Annotated in this window: 26 protein-coding genes and 2 pseudogenes; 26 read left to right on the forward strand and 2 right to left on the reverse strand. The window is 64.9% G+C overall.

The genetic code is table 11. The features are described 5' to 3' along the window. Positions 1 to 223, reverse strand: a 223-nt coding sequence (locus APH42_RS21620; RefSeq protein WP_256217839.1) for a MerR family transcriptional regulator, incomplete at its 3' end; no start/stop codon positions are given. Positions 224 to 317: 94 nt separating this feature from the next. On the opposite strand from APH42_RS21620, the gene APH42_RS21625 reads away from it, so the two are divergent. From APH42_RS21625 to APH42_RS21665, 9 genes are all read left to right on the forward strand, one after another. Further along, positions 318 to 3,230, forward strand: a complete 2,913-nt coding sequence (locus APH42_RS21625) for a heavy metal translocating P-type ATPase (RefSeq protein ID WP_003098961.1) — start codon at positions 318 to 320, stop codon at positions 3,228 to 3,230. A gap of 3 nt (positions 3,231 to 3,233) precedes the next feature. After that, the gene (gene lspA / locus APH42_RS21630) at positions 3,234 to 3,734 is read left to right on the forward strand and encodes a signal peptidase II (RefSeq protein WP_003098955.1); all 501 of its coding nucleotides are present in this window, start codon (positions 3,234 to 3,236) and stop codon (positions 3,732 to 3,734) included. A gap of 336 nt (positions 3,735 to 4,070) precedes the next feature. Further along, a complete protein-coding gene (locus APH42_RS21635) occupies positions 4,071 to 4,382 on the forward strand; it encodes a hypothetical protein (protein ID WP_003108988.1) in 312 nt (103 codons plus the stop codon). Positions 4,383 to 4,719: 337 nt separating this feature from the next. Then, positions 4,720 to 4,932, forward strand: a complete 213-nt coding sequence (locus APH42_RS21640) for a hypothetical protein (RefSeq protein WP_003116833.1) — start codon at positions 4,720 to 4,722, stop codon at positions 4,930 to 4,932. A gap of 21 nt (positions 4,933 to 4,953) precedes the next feature. Further along, the gene (locus APH42_RS21645) at positions 4,954 to 5,346 is read left to right on the forward strand and encodes a hypothetical protein (protein ID WP_003116832.1); all 393 of its coding nucleotides are present in this window, start codon (positions 4,954 to 4,956) and stop codon (positions 5,344 to 5,346) included. Between the two features lie 182 nt (positions 5,347 to 5,528). Beyond that, complete coding sequence (locus APH42_RS21650; protein ID WP_003116830.1) at positions 5,529 to 6,215, forward strand: hypothetical protein; 687 nt, start codon at positions 5,529 to 5,531, stop codon at positions 6,213 to 6,215. An 83-nt stretch (positions 6,216 to 6,298) separates the two neighbouring features. Further along, positions 6,299 to 7,036, forward strand: a complete 738-nt coding sequence (locus APH42_RS21655; RefSeq protein WP_003116829.1) for a hypothetical protein — start codon at positions 6,299 to 6,301, stop codon at positions 7,034 to 7,036. Between the two features lie 97 nt (positions 7,037 to 7,133). Then, positions 7,134 to 7,412, forward strand: a complete 279-nt coding sequence (locus APH42_RS21660; protein ID WP_003116828.1) for a hypothetical protein — start codon at positions 7,134 to 7,136, stop codon at positions 7,410 to 7,412. A gap of 288 nt (positions 7,413 to 7,700) precedes the next feature. Further along, positions 7,701 to 8,525: a hypothetical protein gene (locus APH42_RS21665; protein WP_003098941.1), complete on the forward strand. Its 825-nt coding sequence runs from the start codon at positions 7,701 to 7,703 to the stop codon at positions 8,523 to 8,525. A 261-nt stretch (positions 8,526 to 8,786) separates the two neighbouring features. On the opposite strand, the gene merR is transcribed toward APH42_RS21665, so the two are convergent. Beyond that, entirely contained in the window at positions 8,787 to 9,194 is a 408-nt protein-coding gene (gene merR, locus APH42_RS21670) for an Hg(II)-responsive transcriptional regulator (RefSeq protein ID WP_003098939.1), read from the reverse strand. A gap of 71 nt (positions 9,195 to 9,265) precedes the next feature. Between merR and merT the strand changes: the two genes are divergently transcribed. The 17 genes and pseudogenes from merT (at position 9,266) to APH42_RS21755 (ending at position 22,831) form a co-directional block, all read left to right on the forward strand. Continuing rightward, entirely contained in the window at positions 9,266 to 9,616 is a 351-nt protein-coding gene (gene merT, locus APH42_RS21675) for a mercuric ion transporter MerT (RefSeq protein ID WP_003116827.1), read from the forward strand. A gap of 12 nt (positions 9,617 to 9,628) precedes the next feature. Further along, positions 9,629 to 9,916, forward strand: a complete 288-nt coding sequence (gene merP / locus APH42_RS21680) for a mercury resistance system periplasmic binding protein MerP (protein ID WP_003116826.1) — start codon at positions 9,629 to 9,631, stop codon at positions 9,914 to 9,916. 10 nt (positions 9,917 to 9,926) lie between these two features. After that, positions 9,927 to 11,615 carry a mercury(II) reductase gene (gene merA / locus APH42_RS21685; RefSeq protein WP_003098932.1) on the forward strand — a complete coding sequence of 563 codons (1,689 nt, stop codon included), beginning with the start codon at positions 9,927 to 9,929 and terminating at the stop codon, positions 11,613 to 11,615. A 9-nt stretch (positions 11,616 to 11,624) separates the two neighbouring features. Further along, positions 11,625 to 12,631: pseudogene (locus APH42_RS29475) on the forward strand (Tn3 family transposase); the annotation flags it as partial. Positions 12,632 to 12,676: 45 nt separating this feature from the next. Next, complete coding sequence (locus APH42_RS21695; RefSeq protein WP_031629745.1) at positions 12,677 to 12,961, forward strand: DUF3085 domain-containing protein; 285 nt, start codon at positions 12,677 to 12,679, stop codon at positions 12,959 to 12,961. Between the two features lie 141 nt (positions 12,962 to 13,102). Further along, a pseudogene (locus APH42_RS30905) lies at positions 13,103 to 13,553 on the forward strand (XF1762 family protein). 310 nt (positions 13,554 to 13,863) lie between these two features. Next, entirely contained in the window at positions 13,864 to 14,769 is a 906-nt protein-coding gene (locus APH42_RS21705; RefSeq protein WP_003116825.1) for a DUF3577 domain-containing protein, read from the forward strand. 145 nt (positions 14,770 to 14,914) lie between these two features. Next, entirely contained in the window at positions 14,915 to 15,742 is an 828-nt protein-coding gene (locus APH42_RS21710; RefSeq protein ID WP_003116824.1) for a DUF932 domain-containing protein, read from the forward strand. A 94-nt stretch (positions 15,743 to 15,836) separates the two neighbouring features. Next, on the forward strand, positions 15,837 to 16,526 hold the full coding sequence (locus APH42_RS21715) for a DUF3275 family protein (protein WP_003116823.1): 690 nt from the start codon (positions 15,837 to 15,839) through the stop codon (positions 16,524 to 16,526). 94 nt (positions 16,527 to 16,620) lie between these two features. Next, a complete protein-coding gene (locus tag APH42_RS21720; protein ID WP_003116822.1) occupies positions 16,621 to 16,962 on the forward strand; it encodes a hypothetical protein in 342 nt (113 codons plus the stop codon). A 104-nt stretch (positions 16,963 to 17,066) separates the two neighbouring features. Continuing rightward, entirely contained in the window at positions 17,067 to 17,474 is a 408-nt protein-coding gene (locus APH42_RS21725) for a hypothetical protein (RefSeq protein WP_003116821.1), read from the forward strand. 16 nt (positions 17,475 to 17,490) lie between these two features. Beyond that, positions 17,491 to 17,751, forward strand: coding sequence for a hypothetical protein (locus tag APH42_RS21730; protein ID WP_003090124.1), 261 nt, complete (start codon positions 17,491 to 17,493; stop codon positions 17,749 to 17,751). Positions 17,752 to 17,827: 76 nt separating this feature from the next. After that, positions 17,828 to 18,475, forward strand: coding sequence for a hypothetical protein (locus APH42_RS21735; protein WP_003116820.1), 648 nt, complete (start codon positions 17,828 to 17,830; stop codon positions 18,473 to 18,475). A 40-nt stretch (positions 18,476 to 18,515) separates the two neighbouring features. Continuing rightward, complete coding sequence (locus APH42_RS21740; RefSeq protein ID WP_223224654.1) at positions 18,516 to 19,649, forward strand: DUF6094 domain-containing protein; 1,134 nt, start codon at positions 18,516 to 18,518, stop codon at positions 19,647 to 19,649. A 50-nt stretch (positions 19,650 to 19,699) separates the two neighbouring features. Then, a complete protein-coding gene (locus APH42_RS21745) occupies positions 19,700 to 20,020 on the forward strand; it encodes a hypothetical protein (protein ID WP_003116818.1) in 321 nt (106 codons plus the stop codon). An 89-nt stretch (positions 20,021 to 20,109) separates the two neighbouring features. Beyond that, on the forward strand, positions 20,110 to 20,415 hold the full coding sequence (locus tag APH42_RS21750; protein WP_003116817.1) for a hypothetical protein: 306 nt from the start codon (positions 20,110 to 20,112) through the stop codon (positions 20,413 to 20,415). Between the two features lie 136 nt (positions 20,416 to 20,551). Continuing rightward, positions 20,552 to 22,831 carry a helicase-related protein gene (locus APH42_RS21755; protein WP_004350563.1) on the forward strand — a complete coding sequence of 760 codons (2,280 nt, stop codon included), beginning with the start codon at positions 20,552 to 20,554 and terminating at the stop codon, positions 22,829 to 22,831. The last annotated feature ends 89 nt before the right edge of the window (positions 22,832 to 22,920 follow it).

Here is a 22,920-nt window from a genome sequence, read left to right on the forward strand (position 1 = left end):
ACTCTGGCCGATCCCGTAAGTTCAGCAGTTGACGGATCTCATCCAGCGTCATGTCCTTCGCCCGGCAGCGGCGGATGAACAGCAAGCGCTGCAAATGGACTTCGTCATAGAGCCTGAAGTTGCCCTCGCTACGTGCAGGCTCGGGCAGCAAGCCTTCTGACTCGTAAAAGCGCACGGTCTGCACCAAGCAATCTGCCTTCTTGCCCAGTTCACCGATCCGCATCATGGTTGCTTCCTATAAAAAACTTGACTCTATATCTACTAGAGGTTTTCTAATGATGGCATCCGGGGAAAACCTTGTCAATGAAGAGCGATCTATGAACAAAGAACCTTCCAGCCCATGCGCCTGCTCCGGCGGCAATGGCCAACAGACGGCGTGCGCCAGTGAGCAGGCCAGCACTGAAACCACCGTTTTCCACGTGAGCAACATGGATTGCCGCAATGAGGAAGCACTGGTGCGGCGAACGCTGGAGGGCATGCCCGGTGTCGAGCGGCTCCTGTTCGATCTTCCGCAGCGTTTGTTGACCATTTCGCACCGCGAAGTCTCGGCCGATGCCTTGGAGCAAGCGCTGAATTCGGTGGGCATGAAGGCTCAGGCTGTCCGAGACGCCGCCGTGTCGACCACCTACCGCATCGAGAACATGGACTGCCCGAGCGAGGAGAAACTCATCCGCTCGCACCTCGGGGCAGTCGAGGGAATTCAGGACCTCGACTTCGACCTCGCTGAGCGCACCCTGTCGGTGAAACACCTCGCTCAGGCACGCGCGCAGATGGAGCAGGTCCTGGCCTCGATCGGCATGCGCGCCAAGGAGCAGACCTTCGGCCACACGGGGCCGATCGAAGCCGCGGCTGTGATCCCATCCTCGGCCCTGCAGCAGCAACCAACCGCTGCCGTTTCCGCGCCGCCGATCGGCGAGCGGGTGACGTACCGGATCGAGAACATGGATTGCCCGACGGAAGAAGCGCTGATCCGCGACCGGCTGGGCAAGCTGCCGGGTGTGACCGCGCTCGACTTCAATCTGATGCAGCGTGTGCTGGGAGTCCAGCACACGCTGGCGACCTCAGCGCCGATCGAGAAGGCGCTTGCTTCCATTGGAATGCAGGCTGCGCGGCAGGACATGCAGACAGCCACCACGGTACTTCGCATCGCGAAGATGGACTGTCCGACCGAGGAAAGTCTGATCCGCGGCAAGCTGCAAGGCATGCCGGGCGTGCAGGGAATGGATTTCAACCTGATGCAGCGCACGCTCACGGTTCGGCACACACCCGACGCGATCAAGCCGGCAGTCGAAGCCATCGAATCGCTGGGCATGGAAGCCGAGGTCCAGAGGACTGATGAGCCGCGCGATGCCCCGGTGGCCGCGCACAAGACCAATTGGTGGCCGATGGCGGTTTCGGGCGTTGCGGCGGTGGCCGCCGAAGGCGTGTACTGGGTCAACGACGGCAATCATTGGGCCGTGATCGTGCTGGCACTGGTTTCGATCTTCACCGGCGGCCTCAGCACCTACAAGAAGGGCTGGATCGCGCTGAAGAACCTCAACCTGAACATGAACGCCCTGATGGCCATCGCGGTCACCGGCGGCATGGCGATCGGCCACTGGCCGGAGGCCGCCATGGTCATGTTCCTGTTCGCGTTGGCGGAAGTGATCGAGGCGAAGTCGCTGGACCGCGCCCGCAACGCCATTCGGGGGCTGATGGACTTGGCGCCCGAGACCGCGACCGTGCGGCAGGCCGATGGCTCATGGACAGAGCTGCCGGCCAAGGAGGTCGCAAAGGGCGCGGTGGTCCGCGTGCGTCCTGGCGAGCGCATCGCACTGGACGGCCTGATCACCTCGGGTCGATCGGCCATCAACCAGGCGCCCATCACCGGCGAGAGCCTGCCCGTCGAGAAGGCCGAAGGTGACCAGGTCTTCGCCGGAACCATCAATGAGACCGGCTCTTTCGAATACAAGGTGACCGCAGGCGCCAGCGACTCGACGCTCGCGCGCATCATCCATGCCGTGGAGTCCGCGCAGGGCAGCCGTGCGCCCACGCAGCGCTTCGTCGACCAGTTCGCCCGCGTCTACACGCCGGCGGTGTTCGCGGTGTCCGTGCTGGTTGCCGTCGTGCCGCCGCTCGCCTTCGGCGGCGCATGGTTTGACTGGGTCTACAAGGCCCTGGTACTGCTGGTGATCGCCTGCCCCTGCGCTCTGGTCATCTCCACGCCGGTCACCATCGTCAGCGGCTTGGCCGCTGCCGCCCGACGCGGCATCCTGATCAAGGGTGGCGTCTACCTGGAGGGCGGGCGCAAGCTCAAGGCGTTGGCCCTGGACAAGACCGGCACACTCACACATGGCAAGCCCGAGCAGACCGACTTCGTGCCGCTGATCGGCGAGGCGCAGGAAGTTGCCGCCTGGGCCGCAAGCCTCGCGGCACGCTCGGACCATCCTGTGTCTCAGGCCATCGCCCGCAAGGCGAACCGTGACGGCATCGCGCTGCACGAGGTCGACGACTTCGCGGCGCTGCCTGGCCGCGGCGTGCGCGGCCGCGTCGCCGGGCGCATGTTGCACATGGGCAACCACAGGCTCGCCCAGGAGCTGGGCCTGAGCGAAGCGACGCTCCAGGCTCGGCTGGAGACCCTGGAGCGCCAAGGCAAGACAGCGATCCTGCTGATGGACGATGCGACCGTGCTCGGCATTTTTGCAGTGGCCGACACCGTGAAGGAAACCAGCCGTGAGGCGGTGGCCGACCTGCAGGCGCTGGGTGTGCGCACGCTGATGCTGACGGGGGACAACCAGCACACGGCCGCGGCCATCGCTGCCCAGGTCGGAATCTCTGAAGCCCGTGGTGACCAACTGCCCGAAGACAAGCTCAAGACCATCGAAAGCCTGGTCGGCGGCGAGGGCCAGGTGGGCATGGTGGGCGACGGCATCAACGATTCGCCCGCGCTCGCCCGTGCCGACATCGGCTTCGCCATGGGCGCGGCCGGCACCGACACCGCGATCGAAACAGCCGACGTCGCCCTGATGGACGACGACCTGCGCAAGATCCCCGCCTTCATCCGGCTGTCGCGTAGCACTGCGGCGATCCTCACGCAGAACATCGTTCTGGCCCTTGGCATCAAGGCGGTGTTCCTTGCGTTGACGTTCACAGGGCATGCCACCATGTGGATGGCTGTGTTCGCTGACATGGGGGCAAGTCTTTTGGTTGTCGTCAATGGGCTGCGCCTCCTGAAGTTCAAGGCGGCATGAACAATGGATGAACCATCTCTTCGCAAGACGCAGTGGTACTCACTCGCGATCGTTATATTCGCCGGCGATCAGGCAGCTAAGAGCTACATTGACGCGACAACTCCCTTGGGTTGGTCGCACGAGGTGGCGTCATTCTTCAACCTAGTTCACGCTCTCAATCCCGGCGCGGCGTTCAGCTTCCTTGCTGGCGCGGGCGGCTGGCAGCGGTGGTTTTTTCTGGCGATCGCGTTCGCAATATCGGCATGGCTCGCATGGCTGCTCTCCCGGCCGCTGCGCAAAACGGAAGGCCTTTCGTACAGCCTCATTCTGGGCGGCGCATTGGGCAACGCGTTCGACCGCGCCACGCGCGGGCACGTTATCGACTACATCGACTTTCACCTGCACGGCTGGCACTGGCCCGCCTTCAACATCGCTGACATGGCCATCGTGGGCGGGGCGATCGCGCTGGTGGCCCAGTCGTTCATGAGCGTGGAGAACCCGGCCGCCACAAAGGAGTCCCAGTGACATTGGGACGATCCGGAAATTCGCAATGCACACGGTGCAGGACACCAATCTGAAGAGAACGGCCCCCAGCATGAGCGGCCGCGGCTTGGCCCTCATGCTAGCGCCCACCGCCGCTTTTGCTGCAACGCCCTGTTGCGATGGCGGCGATTGCTGCAACGACGTCGCAATGCCTTGCTGTGAATAAACAGCACGCAAGCCAGTTGACCTGGCAATTATGAAAGTCCATCACGGCGATGCTGGCCTTTTTCGTTCCAATGAGCCGTCACGGAGAGGTGATGATGAAGCTATGCCGGGATCCTGCAAGCTTTAGGACGGTCTTCTTTACCGCATAGCGATATGCTGATGTCACCCGTTCGCCTCGCCTGGCAAGTACAAGTAGTTCGTCGCGGTTTTCTGGCCGTGTCCGCCCGCTTCGCTGGCCCTTTTGCCCCAAACAAGCGCAATCATGCCTGCGTTACCACCAAAGTTCGCCCCCGCCAGTTGCTGTTCCTAAAGGGCATCAAGCTCAACGCCATCGCCGACCGGCCAGCGTATTTCGCATCGCTGCGTGCCCGTCGGGGCCAGCCCATCGTCATCCTCGCAGAGCTGGGACCGGACGAGGCATTCGCCCTGTGGAAGCAGCATGTACTGGGCGACAGGCCTCGCTGACCCAGTTTCGCCTCATCCTCCTGACAGCCCCGCACTTATTGCGGGGCTTTCTTTTTTCCGCGTTCGCCAATCGGGGCTGTTGCAAATGCCGATTTCCGGCTGACGCGGCTCGCCTCGCGCATGAAGCTGCCCGCATGTGTCGCTGATTCGTCAGCACCATGCCAGCAGCCAGAGTTTCCAGGCTGCCGCGGATTCTTTCCGCGCTACCCGCCAGTCCGCCATCGCATCGAGTCTGCGGACGCGCGTCACCCGTGACGCCGATGCTTTTTTCTCAACCGCGTGCGGGAGCTGCCATCCCGTGAGGGACGAGGCCCCGCTTTTTCCAAGGAGCCCGTCCATGTCCCAGCAAGCCTCTTTCGGCCAGTTGGCCTTGATCCATTGCGGCAAGTTCCTGCCGCTCGAAATCCTGCATAGCGCCGCCGGCCACTACATCGGCACGCGCGATACAGAAGGTCCCGTTTCGCGGGAATCCTGCCAGTACTTCCGCAGCTATGCCGCGGCTCAACGTGCCCTCGAAAGAGGCGGCTGGTCCCAGCTCGCCACACCCTGATCCAACTGGAGGAACCACGTCATGAACCAGCTTTTGCCCCAGGAAGTCGTCGATCAGATCATGCGGGAAGAGCAGCATTTCGCCGCCGCGCCCCAAGCCTTCTTCGAGGTCTGGAAGCGCGGCGTCGAGATCGCAGGCCCGCAATGGTTTGGCGACGGCACGCGCGAAGGCCTGAACCAGGCAAAGAGCAAGTGGGATCTGCGTCCCGACATGCTGCGTGCCAACGACGCACTCGGCGTCCTGAGCAGCGGGGAACGCATGTTCCTGTCCGCCATGTTCAGCTTCTACAACGCGCGCGAGGGCGGTGCCATGCTCAAGCGCTGCCACTTCCAAGGACTGTCGGACTTCGATGGTCTCGATCTGCAACGTCGCCAGGTGATCGCCGACCTGCTGCTGAACTACAGCGGTTGGTGAGCCGGTCCCTGGCACACCTTCATCACTGCGTTCACGGGACCCCATGAGGGACATGCGCCTCGTTCGAGGCCATGTCCCTCGCGTTTTCTCCCCGCCCAGCGCCATCCGGCATCAGGCGGTTTCCCCTGCGGATGCCATCGTCCGCAAGGGCTGGCTCCGTTCATTCATCGAAAGGAGCCTTCATGGCCAACAACTACTACGAAGCCACCGGCGTTCTCGTGCTCGACCGTGTGACGCCCGTCATCCAGGCGCTGTTCGGCGCCTTCGCGCTGGACGAGAGCCACCCCGGCAACGGGCAGGCCTACATCGCCCAGATCGCCGAGACCACCAATCCGCAATGGCCGGACGTGCTCGATGGCCTGGAAGACCTGGCCACGCAACTCGGTATTCCGATGCCGGACGACGAAGGGCTGTCGATCCCGCCGCTGCTCGAACTGCTCGCCGTGCACTTCCGTGCCGATGAGGACGAAGAGCTGGGGAACTTGATCGACCGTCATTCGTTCGAGGACACCGCCGATCTCGACGCATTGTTTCTGATCGCCACCCGGTTCGATGACGGGCACCACCTGACCGCCATCCAGTTCGAGGGCTGCTGGTACTGCAGCAAGCCGCGGCTGTTCGAGTTCGGCGGCAACGGCTGCTACCTGAGCCGCGAGGTCCGCTTCATCAGCTCCTCCTCCCAGGCCCTCCAGCTCGGCGACCAATTGCGCAAGACCATTGTGGCCGCCGACATCGAAGAGGCTTCGGCCCTGATCGCGCTGGAGACCATCAATCTGCTGGCGGGCGTCAGCGACGAGCCATTCCGCATGAATTTGCGCCGGCGCGTCGCCGAGCGATTGGCCCAAACGCCAACGATCAGCGTCACCTGACGCTGTTTCCTTTCTTTCCACCCACCGGGGTCAATTCCCGGTGGCGGGGATTTGCTCCATCATTATTCTGTTGGAGAAATCCCATGTCCCAGAATCCCAATCCCTTTCTACGCGGCTACTGGAATCTGAAAATCGTCCGCACGCTGTCCATCAGCTACGAGGACGGAAGCCCGCATGTTTGGCGAAACATCCACCCGAGCCAGCAGCACCTCTGCGACGCGGCGCTGGTTTCTTCTCCTTGCATCATCACCAGCGACTTCGCGGTGGTCAGGACTGGCACCGAACCTGTCGGCGCCGCACTGATCGCCGAATGCGACGCGGCTGAAGGGGGCAGCGGCGAAGGCATGGTGGGTGCCGTGGTGTACGCGATCCACGGCGACGACTTCGACGGCCGCCCCGTCCACATTGGCGACACCTATTCGGCCGAGGCCGCACGGGAAGTCGTGCAGCGGTTGAGCTTCGAGACCGGCTACTACAGCCGGTGCTGGGAAATCAGCAGCGCGCACATCAGCCGCGAAACCGGCCAGTACCTGGCCAACCTGGCTGACCTCGCGACGCCGGAGGCCTTTTTGTTCATCGCGTTCCGGATTCCCTACAGCCCGGCGATCGGCGTCAAGCTGATCTCCACGCCCTGGACGGACCAGCACCTGCAGGACGTCGAGGGGATCGCCGCCGAGCAGCTTCGGCAGGAGCACCGCAGCAAGGGCATGCCGGACGAGCTGGCACAGATCCTTGAACTGGCCGGCCAGGCCGACGTGCGCATCCTCATCCTCGATGCCGACGCACCCGTGTTGCCGGGCCTATCGCTGGCCGGCGAATAGCTGCCACACACATCCCCGGCCTTCCTTGTCCTCACCGCATGCCGGCCCGGTCTCCCGCCAGAGAGCCGGGCCGGCGCACTTTCACAGGAGCGATCCCATGTTCCCCGACCTCATCACACCCGCATCCGACTTCGAGCACCAACTCGGAGCCTGCGTCAACGCCATGAGCCAGGAAGATGCCATCGGCCAGATCCTGGTATTCGAGCGCATGAGCGGCACGCTGCACATGCGCCATATCGCCAGCGCCGACCTGGTGGACACCGACGTGGACGACTACGAAATGGTCGTCTTCGACGGTGGCAACACAAGCGGCGACACGTGGAAACACGTGTTCTTTCCGCGTCAGCGCGAGCACTACTTCGTGTACCAAGCCTGATTCCTCCAGCCCCTTTCGAGGGGCTTTTTCTTGCCCGCAGCACAGGAAAACGGTTGTGGTGCGGTGCCGTTTCCTGCGGGCAGGCAGACCGCCCCAGGGCCATGCTTGCCCCATGTTCGTCGGCGTTGCCGGCACATGCCCAGGCAGTCGAGACCTTCGAGGCTGCAAGCGCGGGAAACCGTGCTGGTCGTTTCTTCCTACGGACCTACCGCGTCCATCCACGCCACCCACAAGGGACCTCTCCCTTGCGGGCGGGGAATCCCTTGTTTTTCCTCAAGGAGTTTCCCCATGGATCGTTCCCTCATCAAATCCATGATGCCTTCGCTGGTCGCAGGCCATGTGCCCCGCAACGTGCGGTCGTTCAAGTACCGCGTGTTCGATGATCAGCCGCTGTCCTCAACGCTGGGCTTCGCCATCGACCCCCAACCCTTCGACGGCAAGGTGGTCGCCGCGACCGACGATGCCATCGTCGTCAAGCTCAAGCCTTCCGAGTTCGCGGTGCTCGATCCCAGCCTGGTGACCACGGTTCCTGCCGAAGGCGCCAAGGTGCATGTCCAACCCTATGCCCGTCGTCGCTTCGACGGACTGCGCGCGGACACGCCGGAGGTCATCACCGAGGAGACTTCGGACGGCACGCCGTACACCATCACGAGGCACATCCTCGGCTCGGCGCCGGCCAAGCTGCCCATTCCCACGCCGCAGTGCATGGAGTTGGGCCAGCTCATCGAGCAGTTGGAGGAGATGCCGGCCCCCGATCGCTTCCGGCGCATCACCCACATGCTGGTGGATGCCGGTGCCCGCGACTTCACCTGGGTCGATCCCACGCCCTCCAAGATCATCGAGACCCCGCCGGCGATCAGCTTCACGGTCTCGACCGCGAAGTTCGAGGGCCGGGTGACGATCCTCTACGACCGCGGCGGAGACACCTACGTGGTGGAACTGCACCGTCAGAACGGTGAATCGGTCGAACTGGTCGATCGGCACGACGAGGTGTATTTCGACATGCTCGGCGAAGTGCTGGAGAGGCTCATCGACGACGGGCGCTGGCGCCAGATCGACGTGAGCATCCTCGACGCGAAAGCGGCCCGCAAGCGCCAGGCCGTCCCGGCATGACGCCCCGCAGCGAAACCGGGCGGTCCTGCGGCTGACCCGAGGCATCCGCCACGGCGTTCCAGCCGTTCCGGCCGCGTGCACTACAGGCCCTTCATCCCATCGGATGGAGGCCTTTCTCATTCTTCCACACAGGAGATTTCATCCATGTCACTGCGATTCAAAGGCGCTGACCTGCGCCCCGTGCTGACCGAAGCCATCGCCAATCAGGGGTCGTCTCAGAAAACGGAAAAAAATCGTACGCTAAGAGCCGAAGTGGGCCCTTTAGCAGCAATGCAAAGCTGCGATCAACGGGCAGGAAACATTGCCATGGTGCGCGTTGCACTCTCTCACTAGCGTCGACAGGGCCTCTTCCATCCGCGTGAGGTCCGCCATGCGTGCGCGCACATCGGCCAGCCGGTGAGCAGCCAGTTCGGCCGCCTCGCTGCAATGGGTGCCGTCCTCCAGTTTCAGGAGCTGGCCGACTTCATCCAGGCTGAATCCCAGGCGCTGGGCTGACTTCACGAACTTCACCCGCGCCACGTCCGCCTGCCCGTAGCGGCGGATGCGACCGTAGGGCCGCTCCGGCTGGGGTAGCAAGCCCTTGAGCTGATAGAAGCGGATCGTCTCCACGTTGACCCGGGCTGCCTTGGCGAAGGCCCCGATGGTCAGATTCTCTTGAGCGTTCTCCATGGCGCTTGACTCCGTAGTTGACTACGGAAGTAACGTTACAGCATCAAGCGAAGTCCCGGAAGGAGAACCTTATGTCGGAACCCAAGAACGGCTGCGGCGCACTGGCGACCGGCGGCGTCGCGGCCGTCCTCGCCTCGGCCTGCTGCCTCGGCCCCCTTGTCCTGGTCGCGCTCGGCTTCTCTGGCGCGTGGATCGGCAACCTGACCGTGCTGGAGCCGTATCGGCCGATCTTCATCGGCGCAGCGCTCATCGCGCTGTTCTTCGCCTGGCGCAGCATCTTCCGACCAGCCCATGCCTGCAAGCCCGGCGACGTTTGCGCCGTGCCCCAAGTGCGGACTGCCTACAAGGTGATCTTCTGGATCGTGGCCGCCCTGGTTCTGGTTGCCCTCGCGTTTCCCTACGTCCTGCCGCTGTTCTACTGAAAGGAGATCACCATGAAGAAACTCACCACCCTCACCACCCTCATCGCCCTGGCCGCCGCTCTAAGCGCGCCCGCCTGGGCTGCCACCAAGACCGTCACCCTGTCGGTGCCCGGCATGACCTGCGCCGCGTGCCCGATCACGGTCAAGACGGCTCTGTCCAAGGTCGCCGGCGTCGAGAAGGCCGAAGTCAGCTTCGAGAAGCGGGAGGCCGTCGTCACCTTCGACGAGGCCAAGACCAATGCCGACGCCTTGACCAAGGCCACCGCAAACGCGGGTTACCCGTCCAGCGTCAAGCAGTGAGGGCGTAATCATGGCCGAGGCGATCACCCTCCACATCGAAGGCATGACCTGCACGTCGTGCGCCGAGCACGTCCAGCAGGCTTTGACGAACGTGCCCGGCGTGCGCGCGGCCTCGGTGTCCTATCCGCAGCGGCAGGCCGAAATCGAGGCGGATGCAGGCGTGAGCGTGGCCCCGCTGGTTGCCGCAGTGGCCACGCTCGGCTATCGCGCACGGCTTACCGACACGCCGAACAAGCCTGCCGGCCTGCTAGACAAGGCGCTGGGCTGGCTCGGTGGCGAAACGAAGCATGTTGGCGGTGAACAAGCGCTGCACGTGGCTGTGATAGGCAGCGGCGGCGCGGCGATGGCGGCTGCCTTGAAGGCCGTGGAGCAAGGCGCCCGCGTCACGCTGATCGAGCGCGGCACCATCGGCGGCACCTGCGTCAATGTCGGCTGCGTGCCGTCCAAGATCATGATCCGCGCCGCGCACATCGTCCACCTGCGCCGCGAAAGCCCGTTCGATGCTGGCCTGCCGGCCGCAGCGCCCGCTGTACTGCGCGAGCGGCTGCTGGCCCAGCAACAAGGCCGCGTCGAGGAGCTGCGCCATGCCAAGTACGAAGGCATCCTGGCAAGCACTCCGGCCATCACCGTGCTGCGCGGCGAGGCCCGGTTCAGGGACACGCGCACGCTGACCGTGGCGACCGCTGACGGCGGCACGCACGAGGTGAACTTCGACCGCTGCCTGATTGCCACCGGCGCGAGCCCGGCGCTTCCGCCAATCCCGGGCCTTGCGGACACACCCCACTGGACCTCCACCGAGGCGCTGGAAAGCAGCTCGCTCCCCGAGCGGCTGGCCGTGATTGGTTCCTCCGTGGTGGCGGTCGAGTTGGCGCAAGCCTTCGCCCGGCTGGGCAGCCAGGTCACGATCCTGGCGCGCAGCACGCTGTTCTTCCGAGAAGACCCGGCCATCGGGGAAGCCGTAACAGACGCCTTCCGCGCCGAGGGCATCGAGGTGCTGGACCACACCCAGGCGAGCCACGTTGCCTATGCGGGCGGGGAATTCGTGCTCACCACCGGGCAGGGGGAAGTGCGCGCCGACAAGCTGCTGGTCGCCACCGGTCGCGCGCCGAACACGCGCAGCCTGAACCTTGAAGCGGCAGGCGTCGAAGTCAATGCGCAGGGAGCCATCGTCATCGACCGCGCCATGCGCACGAGCGCACCGCACATCTTTGCTGCCGGCGACTGCACCGACCAGCCGCAGTTCGTCTATGTGGCGGCGGCGGCCGGCACGCGCGCCGCGATCAACATGACCGGCGGCGACGCGGCGCTGGACCTGACGGCGATGCCGGCGGTGGTGTTCACCGATCCGCAGGTGGCGACCGTGGGCTACAGCGAGGCGGAAGCGCACCACGACGGCATCGAGACCGACAGCCGGCTGCTGACGCTCGACAACGTGCCGAGGGCGCTCGCCAACTTCGACACGCGCGGCTTCATCAAGCTGGTGGCGGAAGCTGGCTCAGGGCGGCTGATCGGCGTACAGGCGGTCGCGCCGGAAGCGGGCGAACTGATCCAGACGGCCGCGCTGGCGATCCGCCACCGGATGACCGTGCAGGAGCTGGCCGACCAGTTGTTCCCCTACCTGACCATGGTCGAGGGACTGAAGCTCGCGGCGCAGACCTTCAACAAGGACGTGAAGCAACTGTCCTGTTGCGCCGGATGAGGAAAAGGGAGGTGTTCGATGAACGCCTACAGCCGCGCCAACCGCCGCATCTACGCGGCCTTGTCCGATCCCCTGTCGGCCACCCACCGGCACCGCCTCGACGATCTGCTCAAGCGCCACGACAACGGCAAGACGACCTGGCTGGCCTGGCTGCGCCAGTCGCCCGTCAAGCCGAACTCGCGCCACATACTCGAACACATCGAGCGCCTCAAAGCCTGGCAGGCGCTCGACCTGCCTTCCGGCATCGAGCGGTCGGTGCACCAGAACCGCCTGCTCAAGATCGCCCGCGAAGGCGGCCAGATGACGCCCGCCGATCTGGCCAAGTTCGAGGCACAGCGCCGCTACGCGACCCTGGTGCGCTCGCCATCGAGGGCATGGCCACCGTCACCGACGAAATCATCGACCTGCACGACCGCATCCTGGGCAAGCTGTTCAACGCTGCCAAGCACAAGCATCAGCAGCAGTTCCAGGCGTCCGGCAAGGCGATCAACGCCAAGGTGCGGCTGGCCACCTCGATCAAGCAGGGCACGGTGACGGCCTCGCTGATGCTCAGGAAACTCGGCAGCTACCCGCGCCAGAACGGCCTGGCCGTGGCGCTGCGCGAGCTGGGCCGCATCGAGCGAACGCTGTTCATCCTGGACTGGCTGCAAAGCGTCGAGCTGCGCCGCCGCGTGCATGCCGGACTGAACAAGGGCGAAGCCCGCAACGCGCTAGCCCGCGCCGTGTTCTTCAACCGGCTGGGCGAAATCCGCGACCGCAGTTTCGAGCAGCAGCGCTACCGGGCCAGCGGCCTCAACCTGGTGACGGCGGCCATAGTGTTGTGGAACACGGTCTATCTGGAACGGGCCTCAAACGCCTTACGCGGTCACGGCCAGACTGTCGATGACGCCCTGTTGCAGTACCTGTCGCCGCTGGGCTGGGAGCACATCAACCTGACCGGCGATTACCTCTGGCGCAGCAGCGCCAAGATCGGCGCGGGCAAGTTCAGGCCGCTACGACCGCTGCAACCGGCTTAGCGTACGATTTTTTCCGTTTTCTGAGACGTCCCCAATCAGTGCCGCATTGTCCTGGTCAAGGATCAGGGCGTGTACTTCCTCGCCGAGCGTGGGGAGCGTCGCCCGGATGGGCGCCAGGCACTGCTCGCCTACGCCGTCGGATGCAACCCGGACACCGACCCGTTCGATGACTGGTGGCACCTCGCCGGCCGCGAGCTGGGCGGCGATGACTTCGCGGAGTATTTCGACCCGAAGGACGGCCTGTTCACGCGCCTCCAGCACTCGGCGGACGATCTCGTGCTTTCCGCCACCGCCACGCACCTGTCCTTAGCAGTGGTGCCTCCCGCCTGACGCGGCAACCGCCTCGCAGCCCCCGCATCGGGGGCCTTCTTTTGTTCGCACCGCCGCCATCGCCGCGCGTGCGCGTTTGTCTCCAGCCGCCGAGGCACGCCCCGCCGGCCACAACGCCGGCATGCCACCGGAGACAACCGCATGAACACGCCATCGACCTCGCCGAGGCTGCACCTCCTACCGGTGTCGCTGCGCACGGCCAATGCATTCGTTCTGTCGCACCATCGCCACCACCGCCCGGTCCAGGGCGCGAAGTTCGCCCTGGCCGTCACGCTGAGCGACAGCGACCTGATCCACGGCGTGGCCATTGTCGGCCGCCCGGTCGCGCGGCACCTGGACGCTGGAAGTCACGCGGCTGTGCACCGACGGCACACCCAGCGCCTGCAGCAAGCTCTACGGCGCGGCCTGGCAGGCGGCAAGGGCGCTGGGCTACATACGCCTGCTCACCTACACCATGCCCGACGAAGGTGGCGCCAGCCTGCGCGCCGCCGGCTGGCGGCTGATCGGCGCGCGCGGTGGCGGCGCCTGGAGCCGTCCCGGCCGTCCGCGCGCCGATACCCCCGAGCACCTGCGCGGCGCCAAGTGCCTGTGACAGGCGCCGGGTGGCGCGGACAAAGGGAAGCGCCCGGGTGCCGATTGATTGCTGCCGCGCGCGCGAGGCCCCGCCATGCTGGCCCCATGCCTGCTGACGTCGTCAGCGACATGCCAGGCAACCATCGGTCTTCGAGGTTGCGGCGCAGTTCCCACTGCGTGACCGAGCCAGCTCGCACCGCATCCTTCCGCGAGCGGCCACCAGCCTCTGGTGGCGGATGCTTTCGCCTTATCAACCCACCGCGGGGTCACGCACCTTCCCCGCATGCGTGGGCCGGTGTGTCTCCGCTTCATCCCAATGGAGATTCACCATGAACACCACGTCCAACGAGAAATCGTATTTCGACCTCCACACCTCGGGCATCGGCTACATCCAGCGTGTCCGTGAAGTGCCCGTCCGGGGCGGCCGCCGTGCGCAGCCTTTCCTGGCATGCACCATCGCCGCGCTGGTCGGCCCCGCCCGGGACCCCAGCTACCGCTACTTCGACGTCAAGGTCTCGGGTGCCGAGGCCAAGAAGCTCGTTCAGCGCTACATCGGCGTTGACGATCCCAAGCAGCGCCCGCTGGTGCGCTTTCGCCTCGGTGACCTGTGGGGCGATGTGTACATCCGCGACAAGGGTGAGCAGAAGGGTCAGGCCGCCGCGTCCCTCAAGGCGCGACTGCTCAAGGCCGAACTGATCGACCGGGCCGAACTGGCTTCGATCGAGCAGCACGAGTTGATCACCCGCGGCATCGGCTATCTCAATCGTGTGAAGGACGTCACCCCAAAAGCTGGCGACTCGTTCCTCTCTTGCACCGTCGCGGCACTGGCCGGGCCTGTCGATGAACCGGAGTATCGGTACTTCGACACCATCGTCGCCACCCCGGAAGCCGAGCACCTGGTTCGCCGGTGCGTTCAGGCCGTCGAGGGTGACCGCAAGGTGCTGATCGCCTTCCGTCTGAACGACATGAAGATCGATCCGTACATCCGCACCAAGGGTGAGCACGCCGGGGAACCGGCCGCCAGCCTGGAATCGACGCTGGTCCACATCGGTCTCATCAAGATCGACGGCACCCAGGTCTATCCGACGAGCCAGGCGCAAGCCGAGGCGCCGCCGGCCGAAGACGCATCCGCGTCCGAAGCCGACGATGCCATCGACACGGCCACCGAGCCCGCCGAGCGCGAGCCCGAGGCGCAAGTCCAGGAGCAGGAGCCGGCATTGGCTGCTTCGTTCTGATCCGGCACGGCCTCTCACGGGGCCTTGTCGCTTTTCCTCCCCACGTACGCCGCGTCCCCAGGACGCGTGCTTGCGCATTTCATCCCCCGAGTTCCGCGTGGTCTCACGGCCACGCGGTTGTCGAATTTCTCAAAGGAGATCAGCCATGTCTCTGGTATCCCGCTTTGCTCCGCAATCCCCGATCCTGCGCTCTGATCGCCCACTCTCGGACGACCGCATTCGTGCCGTCGTTCCGTCGATCTTCGCCGACGCTCCACATGGGAGCCGGTCCGATCGGTATGCCTACATACCGACCTCGACCGTGCTGACCAAGCTGCGCCAGGAGGGCTTCGAGCCCTTCATGGTGTGTCAGACGCGCGTGCGCAACGAAGACCGGCGCGAGTACACGAAGCACCTCATCCGACTTCGCCATGCAAGCCAGATCAACGGCGACGAGGCGAACGAGATCATCCTGCTCAACAGCCATGACGGCACGAGCAGCTATCAGATGCTCGCCGGCATGTTCCGGTTCGTCTGCCACAACGGCCTGGTTTGCGGTGACACCACCGCAGACATCCGCGTTCCCCACAAGGGCGACGTGGCCAGCCAGGTGATCGAAGGTGCCTACGGAGTCCTCGAAGGTTTCGAGCGCGTGCATAACGCGCGCGATGCGATGCGCACCATCACCCTCGATGAGGGCGAAGCGGAGGTCTTTGCGAACTCTGCGCTCGCACTCAAGTACGACGATCCGGCCAAGTCCACGCCTGTCACCGAGAGCCAACTGCTGGCCCCTCGGCGATGGGACGACCGCAAGAACGACCTGTGGGCCGTCTTCAACCGCGTCCAGGAGAACCTAGTCAAAGGGGGCCTGAACGGACGCACGGCCAACGGCCGCAATCAGCGCACCCGTCCGGTGCAAGGCATCGACCAGAACCTGCGCCTGAACCGGGCGTTGTGGCTGCTGGCCGAAGGCATGCGCCAGCTCAAGGCGTGATGCCACGCGGACCTCGCCCACCTCGGGCGAGGCCATTTCCTCTCATCCACCGGGTGCCGTCGGCGGCCCGTCATTCATCATCAGGAGAACCATCATGGCAACCCCATCGGCTTCCGAGAAATCTGTTGCGCCCATCGTCGTCCCCGGCCAGCTCACGCTGCGTACCATCCGCGGCAAGAACGGCCCGTTCACGGTTGGCCGCCTCGCGACGCACCTCGGTACTTTCGAGGTCAAAGACCCGGAGCTGGAGCAGTACCCCGAAGGCAAGTACGACGGGGAATTCATCATCAGGTACATCTTCCCGAAGTCCTATCCGGTCGGCGGCGGCATGCGGTTCGAGATCCGTGCCAGCCTCGACGGCATGACGCTCAACGGCATCGACAAACTCAGCCGCGACGAAGCCCGCAGCTTCGCCACCCAGGACGTCGATCCGCTCGATGAAGAGCAAGGGGCGCAGCCTGCGGCAACGCCGGCCAAGCCCACCAAAGCGTCCAGGCCCGCCAAGCCCGCACCCGTGCAGGCGTCCGCGGACCCGCTGGTCGATACCACGCCCTTCGGCGTGGATGCGCCACCGCCTGCTACGGCCGCTGCCCCCGGCAGCACCGAAGACGGTGACGCCGCGCTCTTCGGCCTGCTGTGGCCGCTGGGCGAGTCCGTGAAACTGGATTCGACCATCGACCGCCGCACCCTGCGCGCGCAGATCGCCCGCCTGGGCGAGCTGGGCTACGCGCTGGACTTCAAGACGCAGGAGTGGAGCCGCCAGGCCGAACCAAAACCTGCGTGATCGCAGACGCCGCATGCGCGGTGTTCTTCATCCACCCGCCGGGGTTCCTTTCCCATGCGGGGGAGGCCCTGGCCATTTTCTGGAGGTCTCCATCATGTCCACCATCGCTTGCGATACCCCGCGTTCAACGCTGGATGAACCCGCGTGGCGGGACCTTTGCAAAGCGGCCGCCGCACACGCCCAGCGCGGTTGCGGCTTGTCCTACGACCACTACGTGACGCTCTTCAGTTCGGCGATCGACGCACAGGCCAATCGTTTGCCGGATGAGCAACGTGCTCAGGCTCTCGAAATCGCGGCCCAGGAATGGGACTACGCAACACCTGCCGAACGGCAGGAAACCCAGGACTGGAATGCGGAGCATGGCTATTGCTCGCACGGGATCGAGTTCGGCTACTGCCCGGCCGGTTGTGATCGAGACGATGACGACTGGGATTGAGGGCGACGCATAGGTTCCTTCGCCGCAGATGCGGCATTCCATCACCCGCTGGGGGTTCTTCCCCACGGGGAGGCCTTCAGCTCAACTTTTCGAGGAGGCCTCTCATGGGCTGGTATTTCTCAAACCAATCGCGGTCCGAACTGATCGCGGAACTGATCGCACCGCAAGAGACCGAGCGCGCCAGCGTCAAGGTCATCGCTCACACCCTGCGCGGCAACGTGCTGTGGTCCGTCGCCGAAGTGACCGCCAAGGTCGAAGGCGTGCATCGTGATCTCGCACCGGGCCAGTCCCTGCGCTACATCCGCTGCGATCTGCTTGAACGAAGCGGCGGCCAGTGGGGCTACAAGTCCTTGGACGAGTCCATGCACCCGTACTACTACACGTGCCCGCTGTCCTATCTGGACCTCGCACCGGAGCAGTCCGCCGACTGGCGTGCAGGCGTTCGCGCCTACCACGCCCGGCGGCGCACACCCACGGCATCCGCGGCATCCGCCGCGGCGTCGATGGCCTGAGCCAGGAGGAACCGACATGGACCCGATCCTGGCAACGCTTCCGCCCTCGTTGCTGGCACTCGTTGAAGGGAGTTTGTCCAACGACGAAGTGTCCTCCGACGAGGAAATGCTGGCGTACTTCATCGACAACGGCCTCACCGAGGACCAGGCACGGCAGGCACTGACCTACCGCGACCAGTACCTCAACAACATCTACCTGGAAGGCTTCACGCCGATCACTTCGGCGGACGAGCCGCTTCACTTCAACCCGCACACCCGGCAGTTCGAGCCGGACTGAGCGGTTTTCTTCCACCCCCTGGGGCAGTACTTGCCCCAGCGGGCGGTGCTGTTCCCGTTCATCCGAGGACACCACCATGCCCGCAAACACTTCTTCCACGCTGTACCGCATCGACGAATGCCCGGACGTGATGGCCGACGCCTGCGTCGGCGATGACCAGGGCAACCTGATCTTCCTGTCCATCTGGGCGCGGGACACCGCCGTCCAGCAGTTCCTCGCTCGCCTGACCCTCGGGCGCGACGAGCAGGGACTGGACCAGTTCCACGTCATCACCGACCAGGGCGGCAGCGTCCCGGTATTCATCGGCAACGTCGATCGCCTGGAAAAGCGCATCACGCGCGCGTACCGGCGGACGCTGTTCGGCTCGCTGTCCAACGTGTGGCTGTTCGACCGGCGCTGCGTCAAGCCCGACAAGGCCAACGCCAGCGCATTGGCACTGCTGCCACGCGACAGCGCCCACAGGCTTGACCGCCTGTGGATGCTGGTGCGGGACACCTGCCCGTTGCCGCTGCTCGATCACTGGCGCGAGACCGTGCTGGAACTGCTGCAAACCCGCGAGATGCTGGCCCGCCTTCCGTTCGCCCTCGGGCCGCTGGAAGGCCATCGGCTCGCCATCGACGTGCCGGCGCTGACCCTGGCGCTCGGCTCCCTGATCCGCAGCGACGCGCTCACCGCCTATCCGTATCCGGCCAAGATTTGGACGCCGGAAGCGGTAGCGGCTTGACCCACCCTCGGAGGCACGCCTTGGCGTACTTCCGTGTTTCATCCCCGCCAACCAGGAGACTTCCATGGCCCTCATGTTCCCGCGGCTCGCCCGCAATTTCGTCAAGAACGGATATTTCCCGACCGACGAACCCACGCTCGAAAGAGCGCTCAACGCACTGATGCCCAGCGACGGGCCGATGTGCATCCTCGATCCCTGCGCCGGCGAAGGCGTGGCGATCGCCGAAGCCGCCCATGCCCTCGGGCGCGAGCAGGCAAAGGCGTTCGCCGTCGAGTTCGACGCGGAGCGGGCGCGCCATGCCCGCGGCCTGGTCGATCACTGCCTGCACGCGGACCTGATGGACACGATGGTCTCCAAGCAGTCCTTCGGGCTGCTCTGGCTCAACCCGCCGTATGGGGACCTGTCCAAGGACGTCAACGGCAACATCGGCTATCAGGGCCAGGGCCGTGCCCGCCTTGAAAAGCTGTTCTACCAGCGCACGCTCTCGCTGCTGCAATACGGCGGCGTGCTGGTTTTCATCGTCCCCGGCTACGTGCTCGACGCGGAGTTGGTCGGCTGGCTGACGCGCCACTACACGGACCTGCGCATCTACCGAGCGGTGGAGACGCAGTTCAAGCAGGTGGTGATCTTCGGACGCCGGGTGCGCCAGCGCGAGCAGGTGCCCGATGGCGTCAAGGCCGTGCGCAATCTGCTGTTGCAGGTAGGGCAAGGCGAAGTCGAAGCCGAGGAACTGCCGAGCGAGTGGCCGTTCCTGCCGTACATCGTCCCCGCCAGCCCGGCCGAGCCAGAGCATTTCTTCCGCGTGACGATGGAGCCCGAGCAGTTCGCCGATGAGGTTGGCAGGCTGCAAGGCTTGTGGCCATCGCAGGACACGCACCTGGGGGCTGCGCAGCAATCGCTGCGTCCACCGGCGCGGGCCTTGTCCCGCTGGCATCTCGCCCTGGCTCTGGCCGCGGGTGCGATCTCGGGGGTTGTGCGCTCCAAGACCGGGCGCGTGCTCGTCGTCAAAGGTGACACCCACAAGGACAAGACGCTCCAGCGGGAGTTCACCGAACGCGAAGACGGCTCCATCGCCGAGACCCGCATCCTCACCGACAAGTTCGTTCCCGTCATCCGCGCGTGGGACATGACACCTGGCTCCGCGACACGGGGCGAGGTGTTGACCATTCGCTGATCCACCGGACGCGCTGCCGTCCTGCTGTACCAACTCGAAGGAGAAACACCATGATCCCCAATCCGTTCAAGCGGCCTGCGCCGCACAAGCAACCGTTGTTCGCACCGAGTACGTTGAAGTTGAGCGAGAAGGTGCATTGGCTGGCCCGGCGAGGCCTGATCGACCCCTTGGCCTATGTCCAGCGCCATGTGCGCGGGGACTGGGGCGAGATCGATGAGGCCACACGCCAAGCCAACGACGTGGCGATCCAACAGGACAACCTAATGATCTCGCAGTTCAGGATCACGCCGGACCTGGCGCTGATCGTCAAGACCAGCGAGGACCACCAGACCACGGTGGTCCAGCTTCCCGAAGAGCGGGACCTGATCTGAGGCCCCACATCGTCATCCTCATCCACCTGACGGAGCCACTTCACTCCGGCAGGGGTGTCGTGGCTCAATGACTCATCAAGGAGGAGCCCATGGCATCGCATCGCATCGAAACCTACTGCCAGCGGCTGGCGTTCCCCATCGGGGCGCTCATCTTCAGCAGAGGTGTAGACCGCCTGGTCCGCGCGGGTCGCCTGGACCCGATCCCGTACTTCAGGCGCCACACCCGTGGCGACTGGGGCGACGTCAACATCCAGCAATGGCAGACGAACAGCAGCGCGCTTCAATCGGGCGCGTCGCTGGAATCGCACTACGTGATCCATCCGGGGCTCGCCATTCGCATCGTCACCGATTCGCAGCGCTGCGCAACCGTCATCGTGCTTCCGTCCGAAGACTGAGCACGGTTCACCTGCGGGCCGCCCAGGCCAGCACCTTCAACCACCCTCAGCCACGCGTCGATTCTCTTCCCACCACGGGGCATGCCATTGCCCCGCTGGGGGTGGTGCATGCCCCATTTTTCTTTGGAGCATCACCATGTCCCTCGATCTCGAAACCACTGCCGCTGAATCCGCGCCCGTACAGGGCGAACTGCTCGACGCGGAATCTTCCCCTCTGACCCTGAGCCTTCAGGATTTTGTCGGCGAGTTCGGCGACGAACTACTCGACGCCCTCAACAGCGCTAATCCGCCGGTCTATACCGGCCAACCGCAGGCGCACCGGCAACTGGTGGTCGCCAGCCTCAAGCGCAAGCTGTTCCCAGCCCAGGCCGAAGTCGTCCACGCCGCCGCCGAGCTGCTGATCGACCGTGGCGAACGTGCTGCGATCGTCAATGGCGAGATGGGCTGCGGCAAGACGACCGTCGGCATTGCCACGGCCGCCGTGCTCAACGCCGAAGGCTATCGCCGCACTCTGGTGCTGTCGCCGCCCCACCTGGTTTACAAGTGGCGGCGCGAGATCCAGGAGACGGTGGCCGGTGCCAAGGTGTGGGTACTCAACGGGCCGGATACGCTCGTCAAGCTCATCAAGCTGCGCGAGCAGTTGGGCGTGCAGCCCACGGGCCAGGAGTTCTTCGTCCTGGGGCGCGTCAGGATGCGGATGGGCTTTCACTGGAAGCCTGTCTTCACCACGCGGCGCACCCGCCACGGCGACGTGGCGGCCTGCCCGGACTGCGGCACGGTCATCACCGACCTCGACGGCGAGCCGGTCAACCCGATCGCGCTCCAAGCCGAGGAGTGCCGCAGGAAGTGCGGCCACTGCGCCGCGCCCCTGTGGACACTGATCCGCCCGCGCAGTCTGTCCGGCAGCGACCAGTCCTCGGCCGTGCTCAAAGCCTTAAAGCGCATACCGACCATCGGAGAGGTCACCGCGCAGAAGCTGATGCAAAAGTTCGGTGACGGGTTCCTGGCGTCGATGCTCGGCGACAACATCCATGAGTTCATCAACCTCATGGATGGCAACGGCGAGCTGGTGTTTTCCGACCGTCAGGCCACGCGCATGGAACGTGCGATGGCCAACATGGAGTTCGGCTTTGGCGAGGGCGGCTATCAGCCGTCCGAGTTCATCAAACGCTACCTGCCGCAAGGCACGTTCGACCTGCTCATCGCCGATGAGGCACATGAGTACAAGAACGGGGGCAGTGCCCAGGGCCAGGCCATGGGCGTGCTGGCGGCGAAGGCTCGCAAGACCTTGCTGCTGACCGGCACGTTGATGGGCGGCTACGGGGACGACCTGTTCCACCTGCTGTTCCGAGCCCTTCCGGGGCGGATGATCGAAGACGGCTACCGCCCGACCACGAGCGGCAGCATGACCTCGGCTGCGATGGCGTTCATGCGCGATCACGGGGTGTTGAAGGACATCTACTCCGAGAGCACCGGCACGGCGCACAAGACGGCCAAGGGCACCAAGGTATCGGTGCGCACGGTCAAGGCCCCGGGGTTTGGCCCCAAGGGCGTGCTGCGCTGCATCCTGCCGTTCACGATCTTTCTCAAGCTCAAGGACATCGGTGGCAACGTCCTGCCGCCGTATGACGAGGAGTTCCGTGAAGTCGCGATGGACACGGCGCAAGCCGCGGCCTACCGCGATCTGGCGGGTCGGCTGACCGCGGAGCTGAAACAGGCTCTGGCGCGACGCGATACGACCTTGCTGGGTGTGGTCCTCAACGTGCTGCTGGCCTGGCCGGATTGCTGCTTCCGGTCGGAGACCGTGGTGCATCCGCGCACGCGCAACACCTTGGCGTTTGTCCCGGCTCAGTTCAACGAGTTCGAGATCAGCCCCAAGGAGCGTGAGCTGATCGACATCTGCAAAGAGGAGAAGGCGCAGGGCCGCAAGGTCCTGGCCTACACGGTCTATACCGGCACGCGCGACACCACGTCGCGCCTGAAGGTGTTGCTGGAGCAGGAAGGCTTCAAGGTGGCGGTGCTGCGCGCGAGCGTGGATGCCAGCCGCCGCGAAGACTGGATCGCCGAGCAACTGGACCGTGGCATCGACGTGCTCATCACCAACCCCGAGTTGGTCAAGACGGGGCTGGACCTGTTGGAGTTCCCGACGATCGTGTTCATGCAGTCGGGCTACAACGTGTACTCGCTCCAGCAGGCGGCACGCCGCTCCTGGCGCATCGGGCAGAAGCAGCCCGTGCGTGTGATCTACCTCGGCTACGCCGGTTCCTCGCAGATGACCTGCCTGGAGCTGATGGCCAAGAAGATCATGGTCTCGCAGTCCACCTCGGGCGACGTGCCCGAATCCGGGCTCGATGTCCTGAACCAGGACGGTGATTCCGTCGAGGTCGCACTGGCCCGGCAGCTTGTCGCCGCATGACACGTTCCACTTACGGCCCTTCGGGGCCGTTTTTTTTGCCGCTCCCGGTAAATCGGACGCTGCCTGGTTCGCATTGTTTGCTGCCGCTC

Source organism: Pseudomonas sp. NBRC 111140, from assembly GCF_001320885.1.
Classification (GTDB): domain Bacteria; phylum Pseudomonadota; class Gammaproteobacteria; order Pseudomonadales; family Pseudomonadaceae; genus Aquipseudomonas; species Aquipseudomonas putida_P.